The following is a 15,383-nucleotide window of genomic DNA, read 5'->3' as shown; positions in this document are numbered from 1 at the left end:
AAAAAACTTCGCAAAAAAAATCCCGGCCTGTGCCGGGATTTTTTATTTAATTTCGTTTTGCTTGCGGACTTGGCTTAGCCCCGTCTTGATAAAGGTGAGCAAGTCATCGGGAAACAAGGGCTTGGAAAAATAATACCCTTGCACCAAATCCACACCCAGATCATAAATAATTTTGTAATCCTCTTCCGTTTCAACACCTTCAGCAACGGTAGTCAAATTCAAATTCTTGGCCAGATCAACTGTGCTAGCCAAAATGGTGTGTTGTTGCGGACGCGCAGCAGAGCGATGCACTAAGGAGCGATCTATTTTCAATTCCGTTGCCGGCACACGCGATAACTGTTGTGCATTCGCAAAACCAGTGCCGTAGTCATCAATCGAAATATGGAAACCTTTTAAACGCAAGCGCGCGAGAGTGCGAATCGCACTGGCAAGCTCACCCAGCAATGCATTTTCAGTAATTTCAAAGGTAATTTCTGCCGGTGCTATGCCGTAATCTTCTGTGAGCTTGCACAGCCAATCCACCATGTCGGAATCAGCTAACGACAAGGGCGACAAATTAAAGGCGAGATTGAAACGCAAGCCATAATTTTGCCAATTCTTTTTGTGCTGAAATGCCACGTTTAACAAGTGACGAGTCAGCATATCAATCATGCCATGACGTTCTGCCAGAGGGATAAATACACCAGGTGAAATCATGCCCTTTTGTGGATGTCGCCAACGCGCCAAAGCTTCAACACCTTTGAGCATCAACCCATGCACCGTGAGTTTAGGTTGATAAGCCAGGCTGAGTTCGCCGTTGGCTAATGCCTCGCCCAACTCTACCGCCGTGACATCATTTTCAGGGGCAGGTTTGGATTCTTGTGCTTGTTGTTTTGCATCGTGAATAAAACGCAAAAAACTGCACTCAAGTGCATCGGGAAGTAAGGGTTTTTGAAACGTGCCCAGCACGTGCAAACCATCGGCTTCAGCCATGGTGCCGACACTGGCAATCAAGATAGGATCTTTTGCACTAAGGATAATGACGCTGCTGGCAATTTTTTTCTGCGCGATTGAGCGGATTAATTCAACACCGTCCATGATCGGCATTTCAAGATCAATCAACACCACATCGACCGGACAGGCTTCCAATACACTGAGCGCATCAACACCGTTGGCGGCGTCGTGCAGATCTTTAACCCCCAAATCACTACACAACTCTTTGGCATACTGTCGCTGGGTCAAGCTGTCATCAGTGACCAGCACGCTTAATTCGGAAATCACCGACTTCATGCCTTGCCCCCCAGCACCGCGGGAATTTGTGACAATGGCATTACTTCTTTCGCCGCACCCAAACTGATCGCTTCTTTGGGCATACCAAATACCACACAAGATTGTTCATCCTGCGCGATAGTTCTGCAGCCCACTTGACGCATCTCTAATAAGCCTCTTGCACCGTCATCGCCCATACCAGTCATGATAATTCCCATCGCATTGCGGCCAGCTGCTCGTGCAGCAGAACGGAACAATACATCAACTGATGGACAATGGCGATTCACACTTGGGCCGCGAAACACTTTTGCAATATATTGTGCACCTGAACGTTGCACCTCAAGGTGATGTCCGCCCGGTGCGATAAGCACGCGCCCCGGAATTAAACGATCACCGCTCTCGGCTTCTTTCACATCCACTTCGCACAAACCATCCAAACGCTTGGCAAAGGCAGCGGTAAATTTTTCCGGCATATGTTGAACCACGGCAATACCAGGGCAAGTACGCGGAATCTTGCTGAGAATTTCTTCTAATGCCTGAGTGCCACCGGTAGAAGTACCAATCACGATAATCGTATCGGTAGTGGCCGTCATGCTAACTAAATCGGTTGCCGGTGTTATCGGCGCTGCCGCTTTTTTCGCTTCGCCAACATTAGCACGACGTGCAACATGCGCACCGGCCGCACCGCGCACGGTTTGCCAAAGCAAATGTTTTGCTTCCAGTAAAAAATCTTTTACGCCAAGCTGAGGTTTAGTGATGACATCAATCGCACCAGCAGACAGCGCCTGCAAGGTTAGCTCGGCACCCTTTTCCGCAAGCGACGAACAAATAATTACAGGCGTAGGTTTTTCATTCATCAACTGACGCAAAAAAGTCAGGCCATCCATACGTGGCATTTCGATGTCCAGCAGAATCACATCAGGCCATTTCTTTTGCATTTGTTGCTGGGCAAAAATAGGGTCCGACGCCGTGGCGTAAACATTAATGTCGGGTGCTTCATTGAGCACGGCGCTAAGCACCTGCCGCACCACAGCTGAGTCATCCACTACTAACACATTAATTGTCATAATTTCCCAACTTTTCAGCGCGTTTATCTATCGATCAATTTATCGGTGCGCCGCTGGCACCAGCCCGGTTATAACCAAGTATTGTCGATCAAACTGTTATTTCAATTATTCAAGACTGATTCATTTGGTAAAGCTTTAGCTGGATCTCACCGGTGGACATCACCAACATTAGCGAACGCGAGATTCTCCCACCGACATCTGTTTGTGTCGGCTGCAGCTTTTCGCGCCGCAACCACTGGCGTGCGAAGGCAATATTGTCTAGCCCAATCGATGTCGGTGAGCTGTACGCAAACATATCACCACCACCAAAAATTCCAATTTGATACTCGCCGATATTTGCAAAAGCCTGCATCGCCTTTTTCATTTCTGCCATGGCATGGACAGCGTAACGACAATCATTACTTCGCGAATCCGGATGCTTGTGCGTGGGTTCATTTGCCAATAAATAGTGGCACATTCCACCAATCTTGAGTGTTGGATGCCATGCGGTCATGGCAACGCAGGAACCTAACACCGTGTGCAGCCGTTCGTAACCTGCACCAAAATACCACTCACCAGGATGTATGCTGTGCAGTGGTTTAATGAGTGGCGCAACGGCCATACCAATTACCGCCCTACTAAACGATATATGGCGGGTTTGACCGGCACAAAGCGTGTACTGAGTCCATGCAGGCTTTCTGAGTGACCGACAAACAGTATCCCGCCTGGATTTAACTTTTCTGCAATCCTATTCAAGATCTTTACCTTGTTTTCATTCTCAAAATAAATCAATACATTGCGCAAGAACACTAAATCAAATTTACCAATATCCGGAAATTCTTCATGCAAATTCAAGGTAAAAAATTGCACTTCTTGGCGCAAATCTGAAATCACTCGCACGTTGCCCTGCTGTGGGCCAATACCTTTGCGGCAAAACCGACGCAAATATTCTTGCGGAATATTTTTAACGCGCATATCAGGATAAATCCCAATCTTCGCCTGCTCGACTACGGTGCGGTTCACATCCGAGCAGAGCAGCTCCCATTCACTTGGACAGCGGTCTTTCAACACCATCGCAATACTGTAGGGTTCTTCACCAGTGGACGACGCCGCGCTCCATACGCGAAAGTTAGCTCCCGGCCGCAACTTGGGGAGAATTTCTTCCTGCATGTAATCGAAATGTTTTTGCTCGCGGAAAAAATAGGTTTCGTTAGTGGTAATTAGCTCCAACGCAACATTCAATTCCGTTTTTCCCTGAGGACTTTGGATGAGGCGATAATAATCGCCAAATCCATTCACCTTGCAGGCTTGCAATCGCTTCCATAAACGATTGCTTAACAATGCTTTTTTTTGCTCCGGTAAAAATATCCCCAACTTCTCCTGAATCAATTGCTGAAACAATTGAAACTCTTTATCCGATGGGATGGGCGTTGCCGATTCCATTGTCATAACGTGACTCACTATCATCTATTTATCTGGGCAATGCCGTTACCTGATCGCAACGCACAATTTTTATCATCATTACCTGAGTCCGCTAACAACTGCTTCCCTGTCCACTTTTCACCTTAGGAATAGCGGACAAAATCTTTATCCAAATCATCGTCGGTAAAGGATTTTTTATCTGCCTTCTTCTCGCCATTTTTGCGCGAACTTGGTGGTGGAGTCGATTTAGCTGGGCGACTGAATGTAGAGCGAGAATCCTGATTGGATAACGTGAAATAACTCACTGCATCTTGCAGGCGCATCGCTTGGGAACTCAGTTCTTCAGATGTTGAACTCAATTCCTCTGCCGCGGCTGCGTTTTGTTGCATGGTCTGACTCACTTGACCAATCGCCGCATTAATTTGGTTAACCCCTGCCGTTTGCTCTGTTGATGCGGCAGCAATTTCCTGTACCAAATCAGCAGTCTTACGAATAGAGGGCACCATGTCTTGCAGTAACTTACCAGCGGTATCTGCCTTATTAACAGTTTCACCGGCCAGCGAACCAATTTCTTGTGCAGCAACCTGGCTACGCTCTGCCAGCTTGCGCACTTCTGATGCAACTACCGCAAAACCGCGACCATGTTCCCCAGCACGCCCTGCTTCAATTGCGGCGTTCAATGCAAGTAAATTAGTTTGGTAAGCAATGTCATCAATCACGCCAATGCGGTCGGCAATTTTCTGCATTGCCGCCACTGTACTTGCAACTGCATTTCCACCGGTTGCTGCATCAGTAGCTGCTTTTTGAGCCATGCCATCAGTGATGCTTGCATTCTCATTGTTTTGCATGATGGATGCCGACATTTCCTCCATAGAGGCAGAAGTCTCTTCAACACTTGCTGCTTGCACTGACGCCCCTTTTGCAAGTGATTGTGCCGTTGCATTTACTTCTTCTGACGCAGAAGCCAAAGCGTCAGCCGAACTACGCACTTCACCCAACACTTGCGACAAGGTATTCGACATTTCGCGAATCGCCGCCAACATACTGGATGTGTCACCTTGTTTGGTAATCACTTGCTCAGTTAAATCGCCTGTCGCAATTCGGGCAACAACCGCAGCCGCATAATCCGGTTCACCACCCAATTGACGCAACAAGTTGCGTGCGATAAAAAATCCAATCAGTGCAATAACAACCAAGGTTATCGAGGCGATAACTACCGACAAAAATGCCGCACTGGATTTTGTTGCCAAAGCGGTATTCTTGGCATCATCAGCCAATTGAATATTGTAAGCCGCATGCTCTTCCAGTGCAGTTGCCAAGGCTCTGGCATCCTCACCAGATTTTTCCATCAATAATAGCGCTTCTGCGGTTTGTGCTTTTTTGGCGGCCGCTAGAATAGCGGGCAGATGAGCAGAAAATTTATCAAACATTTTCTTATCAATTGCCAAGAGTTCTTTGTCCCTTTCCTGATCGGTGAAGGTCTCATACTTTTTCATGCCGTCACTGGAATCCTTTAGCGCCTTATTCAGGTCGGTTTCCAGCTTCTCTATTTGTGATGCATCGGTATTCAACACAAAACGATTTAACCGAATGCGCGCACGATAAACGTTACTTTGAATATCAGACAGCAAGTTCATGCTGGGAATAACATTTTCGTTACTGTAATTTGTCTGTTCAAACACATTATTAATCTGTATTTGTGCTGCTCCGGCGAGTACTACAATTCCTAGTAAAGCGGCAGCCACCAGAAAAATCATTTTTTTGGCTACGGTCATTTTCAACTCCATTAACTTTCAATGTAAATATATTCAGGAACCCGGTACTGCTGGATTGGTTAGCTATAACGCACAAAATTTTTGTCTAATTCATCGTCGCTCATCTGGCTAGCTTTATTGCCGCCTGATTTTGGTTTACTGATCGGTGTTGGCTTCTTATTAATGGAACTGATTTTTTTAACCACCCCATCATTGCCCAACTTAAAATAGGTCATCGATTCCTGCAGACGAATTGCCTGTGCACTCATCTCTTCTGATGTAGAACTCAACTCTTCAGAAGCTGCTGCATTTTGCTGCAAGGTCTGGCTCACTTGTCCGATAGCACCGTTGATTTGCGATACACCGGCATTTTGTTCAGATGAAGCCGCTGCAATTTCTTGCACCAAATCGGCCGTTTTCCGAATGGCTGGAACCATATCTTTCAGCATGGTGCCCGCTTGTTCTGCGCGTTTAACAGTATCCAATGCAAGCGTGCCAATCTCTTGTGCTGCCACTTGACTGCGCTCGGCGAGCTTGCGCACTTCTGATGCAACCACTGCAAAACCACGCCCATGTTCACCCGCACGTCCTGCTTCAATAGCGGCGTTGAGCGCGAGCAAATTGGTTTGATAAGCGATATCGTCAATAACACTAATGCGCTCGGCGATTTTTTGCATTGCCTCAACAGTGCCCATCACCGCTTCACCGCCAGTCGCTGCATCGCGCGCTGCTTTTTGGGCCATGCCATCGGTCACTTTTGCGTTCTCGCTGTTTTGCGAAATTGAGGCAGACATTTCTTCCATTGAGGCAGACGTCTCTTCCACACTTGCCGCCTGGATTGATGCGCCTTTAGCAAGTGATTGCGCCGTTGCATTCACTTCTTCCGAAGCAGAAGACAGTGCATCAGCAGAGCTGCGCACATCGCCAATAATTTCTGCCAATTGCTTACTCATATTCGCAACACTGGCTAACAACGAACTGTTGTCGCCCTGCTTAAGTTGAATATCAATATTCAAATTACCTTCTGCTACCTGCGACACCACTTCCGCCGTATAAGCAGGCTCACCGCCAAGCGTTTTAAACATATCGCGGAAAATAAACACCATCACAGCGATAATAACAGCCGATGCGCTAAAGCAAATAATCAGCAATAAACGAACGGTCTCGCTGTAGATTTTTTCAGTTTTAAGATCAGAATCGACAAGATATTGGTCAAACCCTTTCGTCGTATTATCGGCAATTGCTTGCATCTGACTGCTGGTTTCACGATCCATCCCACTTACCAGCTTATCTACGATTTTTCCCGTCTCAGCATTTTCCTGATCATAACTTTTAAGTGCCTCACGGTAATTTTTACCCAACTCAGCATGCTCTTTTTGCAGCTTGGTCACTGCCTCGGTCGATTCGCCTTCCTGTTGCAGCAGTTTTGAAGCTGCAGCAAGATGCTTTTGCACTGCAGTTTCTGCCGCTACAAAACCCTCTACATACTTGGTAAATTGTTCAGATTCATTACCGCGAATCAGAATATTCTTCCACTCTTGCACCTGGGTTTTGAACTCAATTGCAGCGGCTTGTACCTGCACCAATATTTCAGAACGCAATTTGCTGTGGGTTGCAGTTTCATCAACCACAGCATTGTATGATCGAATTTGCAAATAAGCCGTAGCCCCCAAGGTAGACAAGCCCAGAACGATTAAAGCGCTAAGCAATAAAATCTTAAATTTCAAACTGAGGTTGTTGAACATGAAAATTCCCTCAAGGAATCTGGCTTATTGATACGAGAAAACGTTATTGCAGCTGTGCTTCAACCAAGTGTGCCAGCTCGCGAATCGACAAAGCGTTATTTGCATCCAGCAATACCACAAACTCATCGTCGCGCTTGGCGATACCTTGAATAAAATCAGCGCGAATGTTGGCCCCAAACGAAGGTGCATCTTCAATATTTTCATCATTCATTTCGATTACTTCACTGACTGAATCTGCCAGCAAACCGAGCACATGGTTTTGCTCATTGTTTTGCAATTCCACTACGATGATGCAGGTGCGTTTTTGTACTTCTATTGATTTGCGCCCTAAACGCACCGCCAAATCAATAACTGGCACCACTTCACCACGCAGGTTAATAACACCACGTAAAAAGTTGGGCATCAGCGGAACTTCAGTAATACCACTGTATTCAATAATTTCGCGGGTCTGGGATAGTTCCAAACCATAGTTTTCATGGCCGATGCGAAAGGTCAGGTATTGTTTGATAACTTCAACTGACTGACTCTTTTTTTGTCTACTTGGTTGGTTCATTTATTCCTGCTCCTGCGCACTCAAAGAAAACGCATTGTTACGTAAGTGTTCGCGATTAATGGCGAAACCGATCAGTTGTTGGATATCCAGAATCAATGCTACTGCGCCAGTGCCCAACAAACTGGACCCGCCGATTCCTTTGAGTGCCTGAAAAATTGGCCCCATTGGTTTTACTACCGTTTGAATTTCACCGTGCAACTCATCAACCACTATACCGGCACGCTTTTCACCGAACTGCACTACTACAATTTTTTCACGGCTGTGATCATTGGATTGCAGTGCAAAAATTTCACGTAACCGAATATAGGGAACTTGCTCACCGCGTAAATTGACGCAATTTTGCCCTTGCACGTGATTCAATGAATTGAGATCAACGCATTCAAGAATGGTATTTTGCGGCACAATAAAATCGATCAGTCCGGCCGTCACATGGAAGCCGTCGATAATCGCTAGTGTCAGCGGCAAGCGAATGCTAAAGCTGGTACCAACACCAACTTCACTTTCAATTTCAATACCGCCCTGCAACTCTTCAATATTGCGTTTGACCACATCCATTCCTACACCACGTCCAGACAAATTGGTCACTTGTTCTGCGGTGGATAAACCGGGATGGAAAATTAATTGGAATAATTCCTGACGGGAGAGATTAATTCCCTCTTCAAGAATTCCGTTGGCAACCGCTTTTTTACGGATGCGCTCAACATCCAAACCACCACCATCATCGTGAATACCGATAACGATATTGCCCGCATCATGGCGAGCGGTAAGTTTGATAGTGCCACTGTCTGATTTATTGCGCGATTGACGCACCGCCACAGCCTCAATACCATGGTCCATCGCATTGCGCACAATATGCATCAAGGGATCATTCAACTTTTCTACCATTGAGCGATCGAGTTCAGTTTCTGCGCCTTCAATTTCCAGCTCAATTTCTTTGCCGATGGATTTGGCGGTATCGCGCACTACGCGTTTGAATTTTTGGAAAGTATCGCCGATAGGAACCATCCGCAGTGTCAACGCCGCATCGCGGATTGCCTCGGTGAAATTTCCCATTGAGGTAACCGCTTCAATCAACGTCGGGTTACCCATCTTAGAAGACAGCAAATCAACGCGTTGGCGGTTGATAACCAGCTCGCCAATTAAATTGATAAGGACATCCAGACGCTCGGCATCAACACGGATAAAGCGATTTTCACCGCTGGTTTTTTTCTCGCTGTTTTTCTTTTGCTTGTCGAGTGCAGCGTTGACAATTTCTGGTGCAACAGCCTGCTCTTCAATCAGGATATCGCCCAACATACCAACGGCGCCCGCACTTTTCGCCTGCTGTTTTTGAGTGGCCAGAGCAGCATCTAACTCTTGAAAAGTAATTGCGTTACTTTTTACTAAAATCTCGCCCAAACGCTGTGCATTTTCCGGCAATGATTGAATCAAATTGACATAGGCTTCGATATTGCTGCGCGGCGGAATCAGTTTCAGATCAGATTCATCGCGCACAAACATAAACGCGTCTTCGATTTGTTGCTGCGATGCATTGCTAACCAACGTGATTTCAAAACCGAGATACAACTGCTCGGGATCATAATCATTAAATTCCGGCAAATGATCGGTGATAGTTGCGATATGGGTAATCTCACCGAGTGTGCGCAGGAAACGCAAAATCGATAATGGGTCCATACCATTGCGCAATAAGTCCGGCCCCAAGCGCACCGAAATATGCCAGGCTTCGTGATCAGATTCATTCGTGAACATGCCAAACGGTGGAGTGCCAGAATCGACTGGCTCTGCAGCCTTGGCAACAGGTTTTGCTGAAGGTTCCAACCAGGGAGAGAGTGAATCCAATAATGCCTTCCCGTGCGCAAGGCACTCTGCATCGTTTGGATTATCGTGCATCGCATTTTCTACGAGCGTTGCAATATGGTCACGACAGGGCAACAAGATGCTGAGTAAATCTCCAGTCACCGAAATTTTTTCATCGCGCGCGCGATCCAACACGTTTTCAACAATGTGCGTAAAACTAACAATATCATTCAGCCCGAATAAGCCAGCGGAACCTTTGATCGTGTGCGCAGCACGAAAGATTTCGTTAATGGTTTCCATATCCTTCTCGCCCTCATCCATGCGCAGCAATGCAGCTTCCATGGAATTGAGCAAATCCTCCGCTTCTGCGAAGAACGTCTGCAAGGCACCGTCGAGATTCATAGTGGCGAGTTCCTTATGATTCCAGGGCAAACTGGCTATTGACATCAAGCGCCGTCAAGACGCTTTCTACTGACTCATTGCTTTTGGTTATAAAGACTGAGCGATGCACTGAGGAGAAAAATTTTTTCGCGAATAACAGCAATTGCACGCCCGCTGTATCTATTTCAGTTACCGAGGTAAGGTCGAGGGCAATTTTATCGGCCAGCTTTTCGTAATCAGCAAATAACTCATCTTTGATTTGCGCAACGTAATAGATAGTCAGATCGCCTTCGAATACCAGCGTCGTTGTATCCTTGCTCTTTTTTCGCGAAATATTCATGTTCACTTTTCTCGTTAGATCAGCATTGATACAGCTTGCAGCATTTGTTCAGGGCGGAAAGGTTTTACAATCCAGGCTTTTGCACCGGCAGCTTGGCCTTCGCGTTTTTTCTCTTCTGCACCTTCGGTAGTCAACATAATTACCGGTGTGAATTTGTAGTTAGGCTTGGTTTTCATTTCTTTCAGGAAAGTGATCCCATCCATGTTCGGCATGTTCACATCCGAGATCACCAAATTAATTTTTTGCCCGTCCAATTTGGTCAATGCATCCTTACCATCACTTGCTTCTACTACGGTGTAGCCTGCTCCGCGCAATGCGATACCAACCACCTGACGCACACTGGCTGAATCATCAACTACAAGAATTACTTTGGACATTAACTACTCCTAAAAAAACGTGATTTCTGAATTATTGGAACCTTTGGTTTGTGATCCACCGCGATGGATATCAACCTGCTCTAGTGTGGTGTAAGTTTTTTGCAGCGAGCGCAACCATTCTTTGGTATCGATCGCCACCACGGGTTCACCGTGGCGCAAACGCGTTTCCTGATCGGCAATAGCGCCTACCATTTTTTCCATATCATCCATTACGTGCCCTAAAATTTGGCTGACACGATCCTGAAACTGTAAGTTGACGAGCACTTCTTCAACGCTCGATTGCACAGCGGCACTTTCCTGCTCCAGAATATGTGCAGACTGCAAAATGTTTTCGCTGGAATGTTGGAATTGCTCAAGCACTTGTGAAATTGAAGTCTCCGATTTAGCGAGACGGGAATTATCTTCTGCCGCGTATTCAGCGGTTCGATCCAATGTAGTTTGCAATGCAGAATTCACTTGCTCGATGCGGCGACCAATACGCGCACCGGTTTCGCCTGAGCGAGTTGACAGCGTACGCACTTCGTCAGCTACTACCGCAAAGCCGCGACCGTATTCGCCAGCTCGCGCCGCTTCAATTGCCGCATTCAATGCAAGCAAATTGGTTTGCGAGGCAATGCCCGCAACTTCTGCACTCATGCCACTCAATTCAACGGTGATTTTCGACAGGCCGGAAATTTCGGTTAACAACTCATCGCGCTGCTCAATTGCATGACGCAATGTCTGGGTAATTTGGCTCAGCTCATCGTTGGCAAAATGAATCACGCCACCCAAACCGTTATCGCCTTTCATACTGCTTGCAGTAGTAGAGGAACTGGCAACCGCCGCTTGCAGACGCTGATGGATTTCGGAAAATCGTCCCACCAATTCGGTGATACTGGTTTCCAATTGGTTGCGCGCCAATTCAGTTTGGCGCTGCCATAGCGGTAGAATTTCTTTTAATAAATTCTGATAGTTTTCTAACAGCGGCTGATAGGTTTGTGCGAGTTCTTGCATACCGCGCGCTTTTGACAGGGCTGATTGCGAATCACTCTCTTGTTTCGCCATTTGGGCGACTTGTCCCCAAGCAACGGCAGCAGCACCAATTAACGCGACTAGCACAAGCACTTTCCAGACAATCGACAAGGTCGTCAGGGTGATCAAGCCGACGCCAATAATCGTCAGCAACGCAATCGATCCCAGCACTAAAGGCTGTGATGAACCGCGCTGATGAGGTAAGGAAGAAAAAGAACCAGGCGCACGCCCGTTAGGATAGTTATTACTCATTGGTGTAGTCCGTCAAATTCAGTTGCAAAAGCTCAGCGATGGACAAGAAGTTATCACTGCGCAGACTGCTGTCAGGTGGGTTAACTAGGTATAGACGGCGTTTATATAGGTGTCAAAGACGCGCCCCTGAGTGAATCTACTCATATCCAAGAGCGACAATATGAAGAAAATCATTAAGCGGAGGATGGGTATAAATTGCGGCTATGGGACTATTCAATCTGAAGCGACGAAAGAAAAAGCTTACCGGGATAAAAGGAAGAATGATCGCGCGGCAAAGCCGCATCAAAAATAAACAAACACCAAAATGAAAACAGGGCAAAAGTGCGATCACTTTTGCCCTGTTTTCGAGAGATTTTCTCTAAGCGATTATCAACCCGTATTGCGCATACCCGCAGCAATACCCGCCATGGTCACCTTGAGCGCGCGCTCAAGATCCGGACTGATGTTTTCGCTGCTGCGGTAACGCTTCAACAATTCGGCTTGCAGGTAGTTGAGCGGATCAACGTAAGGCTTACGCACTTCCAATGATTGGCGCAGCATTGGATCGTCGGCCAGCAACACATCCTGCTTTTTCATCTGGTTGATCAAGCCTTCCAGCGCCAACAAGTCACCGCGCAATTCCTGACCTAGACCGCGATATTCAACTGGTACCAGCTGCTCTTCGTAATAGGTGCAGATAGGACCGTCGGCTTTGCCGATCACCATTTCCAACAGGTCGAGGAAGCTGGAGAAAAACGCCCAGTTGCTCACCATGTCCTGCAACAATGACGGATCGTTTTGCAACGCGTATTCAAATGCCTGACGGGTACCCAACCAAGCTGGCAGGTTCAAACGCACTTGCGTCCAGGCGAATACCCATGGGATTGCGCGCAGACTTTCTACGCCACCAGTGGATTTACGCTTGGCCGGACGGCTACCCAATGCCAGCAAGCTTAACTCCTGTTCTGGAGTCAGGTTGCGGAAGTAAGGAACGAAATCTTTGTGGCCACGCACCACTGCACGGTAGGCCTCAAGGCTGGCAGTACCCATGCGCTCGATCAGATCGCGCCACTCAGGTTTAGGTGCCGCGTTTGGTGCCATAGTCGCACGCAAGGTTGCTACTACATAAGACGACAAACTGCTGAACGCAACGCGTGGCAGACCAAACTTGTAGCGGATCATCTCGCCCTGCTCGGTCACACGAATGCGCCCTTTGACCGACCCCGGAGGTTGGGACGCCATCGCCTTCTCTACCGGGCCGCCGCCGCGACCAACAGTACCGCCACGGCCGTGGAACAGCACCAGCGATACGTCGAATTTATCGGCCAACGCCACCAGTTTTTCTTGCGCTTTATATTGCGCCCAGGTTGCCGCCAGCTTGCCTGCATCCTTCGCGGAGTCGGAATAACCGATCATCACCGTTTGTTGCTGGGCTGAATATTGTTGATACCACTCCAGATTCCACAGACGCTCCATCACAATCGGCGCGCGGTCGAGGTCATCAAGGGTTTCAAACAGGGGAACGATTGGCATATTCCAGGTCATACCGCACTCTTTTAACAAGAGCGCTACGGCCAGCACATCAGACGGTTGCTGTGCCATGGAAATAACGTAGTGCGACAGGATTTCACGCGGCTCTTGCGCAACGATGCGGCAAGTAGCGAGGACTTCGGCGGTCTCGTCACTCATTGGCCAACTGATTGGCAGCAACGGACGCTTGCTATTCAATGAGTCCAACAAGAACGCCTGACGCTGCTCTTCCGGCCATTCACGGTAATCACCCAGGCCAAGGTATTGCACCAACTCGTCGATAGCTTGCACATGGCGGTCGCCGTCTTGACGGATGTCGAGCGGAACCAGGTTGATGCCGAAGCAGTGGATACGGCGGATAGTGTCGACCAGCGGGCCATTGGCGATGTGCGGTAAACCCACATCGTTCAATGAGCGGAAGCACAACATCAACGGTGACAACAGGTCTTCGCGGCTGGTGATCAGATCAACCGGCACTTCTACCGAGCGGCCTTGCAGGCGCGCTTCAGCCCACTCCAAGGTGGATTGGATACGGCGACGCAGGTCAAACATCACATCGCGGTACGGGGTGGTGCTGTCTGGATACAAGGCGTGCAACTCTTCGCTCGCCTCGATCATACTCAGGTCGCCGCCCAAGCTATAGATGTCGCGTGAGTACAATTCGGCAGCCATCCAGCGGCCAAGCAGCAATACTTCGCGGGTAATTTTGTGGGTTACATTCGGGTTGCCGTCGCGGTCGCCGCCCATCCATGAATAGAATTTGATTGGACGGATGTCGACTGGCAGAGATTCGCCCAAATGGCGGCTGCACATGCGATCCAAATGGCGGATAAAGTCCGGCACGGCTTGCCAGAGGCTGTTCTCGATAACCGCAAAGCCCCATTTAGCTTCGTCTACTGCGGTTGGGCGAGTGGTACGGATTTCATCGGTAGACCAGATTTCTTCCACCAAACGGTGCAGACGGCCACGCAATTTGTCTTGCTCAAAGCCCAACAGGCTGCCGTTTTGGCGATCTGCAAGAGTGTCAACGATCTGGTCGTATTTGCGAATCAGGGTGCGACGGGTCACCTCGGTCGGGTGAGCGGTCAGAACCAGCTCGATACGCAGTTTGTTGATAATTTGTGCCAGGGCATCTTTACCGTGAATACCGGCAAACTCCTGGATCATGGTTTGTAAGCTGTCATCGCGCTCGGCTTCGGCGCTGGAGAAATATTCCTGGTCAGCGATATTTGCCAAGTTCAGGAACTGGTTGAACGCACGCACAATCGGCAGGATGTCCTGGTCATCCAGGCTACTCAGCATCGCCACCAGTGGCGCAGAATCACCATTTTCAGCCTTGGTGATCGCCTTACCCAACTTGCGAATACCTTCTACTTTGGTAAACAGATCTGCACCTTCGTGGGCATGGATTGTTTCACCTAAGAGCTCCCCCAGCAGGCGGACATTTTCGCGCAGGGTTTCAGGTAGCTTTAACATTGGGCATCTCCAACAAATCGAGGGATTAAAAAACACACTAGCGAATCACCAAAAGCGGGCGGCATTCTACGCCATCGCCCCTGTGATGGGTAGAAAATGGCAGCAGGATTAGCTTACTTAATGATAAAAACTCGCATTATCGAATTATTCAGGCTTTTTCGCGGCCGCGCAGATTACAAAGGTGCAGGCCGCGATGCAAGCGCACCAAACGGGAGCGGTTGAGCTACCCGCCGAAATCGCACAAAATTTAACCGCCAGCACACTAAACTTCTGCCCCATTAATAAATGGCTTATAAAGCGCAGACGGTATCAGCGCCAAAAGTAATTTGCTGATTCCACTTCTGCTTTATCGCTTCCAAAAACCAAACGACGCTATAACTGAATTTAAGATGTAGAGACTCGAGCAAATACTATGCCCAGTAACAGTGGCGCAGCGGATTAGCGTTATGCAAAGTGGATAATATTAAGAAGA

General features: G+C 48.0%; 12 protein-coding genes. All 12 read right to left on the bottom strand.

The window, feature by feature from the left end:
• Positions 1–42: 42 nt before the first annotated feature.
• On the bottom strand, positions 43–1,269 hold the full coding sequence (locus AAGC78_RS00760) for an EAL domain-containing response regulator (protein ID WP_435782111.1): 1,227 nt from the start codon (positions 1,267–1,269) through the stop codon (positions 43–45).
• Positions 1,266–2,315, bottom strand: a complete 1,050-nt coding sequence (locus tag AAGC78_RS00755; RefSeq protein ID WP_435782110.1) for a protein-glutamate methylesterase/protein-glutamine glutaminase — start codon at positions 2,313–2,315, stop codon at positions 1,266–1,268. The genes AAGC78_RS00760 and AAGC78_RS00755 overlap by 4 nt, the downstream gene beginning before the upstream one ends.
• A 109-nt stretch (positions 2,316–2,424) precedes the next feature.
• The gene (locus AAGC78_RS00750; protein ID WP_435782109.1) at positions 2,425–2,916 is read right to left on the bottom strand and encodes a chemotaxis protein CheD; all 492 of its coding nucleotides are present in this window, start codon (positions 2,914–2,916) and stop codon (positions 2,425–2,427) included.
• 5 nt (positions 2,917–2,921) lie between these two features.
• Positions 2,922–3,743 carry a CheR family methyltransferase gene (locus tag AAGC78_RS00745; protein WP_435782108.1) on the bottom strand — a complete coding sequence of 274 codons (822 nt, stop codon included), beginning with the start codon at positions 3,741–3,743 and terminating at the stop codon, positions 2,922–2,924.
• A gap of 116 nt (positions 3,744–3,859) precedes the next feature.
• On the bottom strand, positions 3,860–5,491 hold the full coding sequence (locus AAGC78_RS00740; protein ID WP_435782107.1) for a methyl-accepting chemotaxis protein: 1,632 nt from the start codon (positions 5,489–5,491) through the stop codon (positions 3,860–3,862).
• A 59-nt stretch (positions 5,492–5,550) separates the two neighbouring features.
• Positions 5,551–7,215 carry a methyl-accepting chemotaxis protein gene (locus AAGC78_RS00735; protein ID WP_435782106.1) on the bottom strand — a complete coding sequence of 555 codons (1,665 nt, stop codon included), beginning with the start codon at positions 7,213–7,215 and terminating at the stop codon, positions 5,551–5,553.
• A 43-nt stretch (positions 7,216–7,258) separates the two neighbouring features.
• Positions 7,259–7,768, bottom strand: coding sequence for a chemotaxis protein CheW (locus tag AAGC78_RS00730; protein WP_435782105.1), 510 nt, complete (start codon positions 7,766–7,768; stop codon positions 7,259–7,261).
• On the bottom strand, positions 7,769–9,967 hold the full coding sequence (locus AAGC78_RS00725; protein WP_435782104.1) for a chemotaxis protein CheA: 2,199 nt from the start codon (positions 9,965–9,967) through the stop codon (positions 7,769–7,771). It abuts the gene before it with no gap.
• Positions 9,968–9,980: 13 nt separating this feature from the next.
• A complete protein-coding gene (locus AAGC78_RS00720) occupies positions 9,981–10,286 on the bottom strand; it encodes an STAS domain-containing protein (protein ID WP_435782103.1) in 306 nt (101 codons plus the stop codon).
• Between the two features lie 14 nt (positions 10,287–10,300).
• Positions 10,301–10,663 (bottom strand): response regulator, encoded by a 363-nt coding sequence (locus AAGC78_RS00715; RefSeq protein ID WP_435782102.1) that lies wholly within the window; start codon positions 10,661–10,663, stop codon positions 10,301–10,303.
• 9 nt (positions 10,664–10,672) lie between these two features.
• A complete protein-coding gene (locus AAGC78_RS00710) occupies positions 10,673–11,926 on the bottom strand; it encodes a methyl-accepting chemotaxis protein (RefSeq protein WP_435782101.1) in 1,254 nt (417 codons plus the stop codon).
• A gap of 369 nt (positions 11,927–12,295) precedes the next feature.
• Entirely contained in the window at positions 12,296–14,911 is a 2,616-nt protein-coding gene (gene ppc / locus AAGC78_RS00705; RefSeq protein ID WP_435782100.1) for a phosphoenolpyruvate carboxylase, read from the bottom strand.
• Between the last annotated feature and the right edge of the window lie 472 nt (positions 14,912–15,383).

Source organism: Cellvibrio sp., from assembly GCF_039207905.1.
GTDB lineage: Bacteria > Pseudomonadota > Gammaproteobacteria > Pseudomonadales > Cellvibrionaceae > Cellvibrio.
Note: the sequence above shows the minus strand (reverse complement) of the source record. Positions and strands in the feature narration are given on the sequence as shown.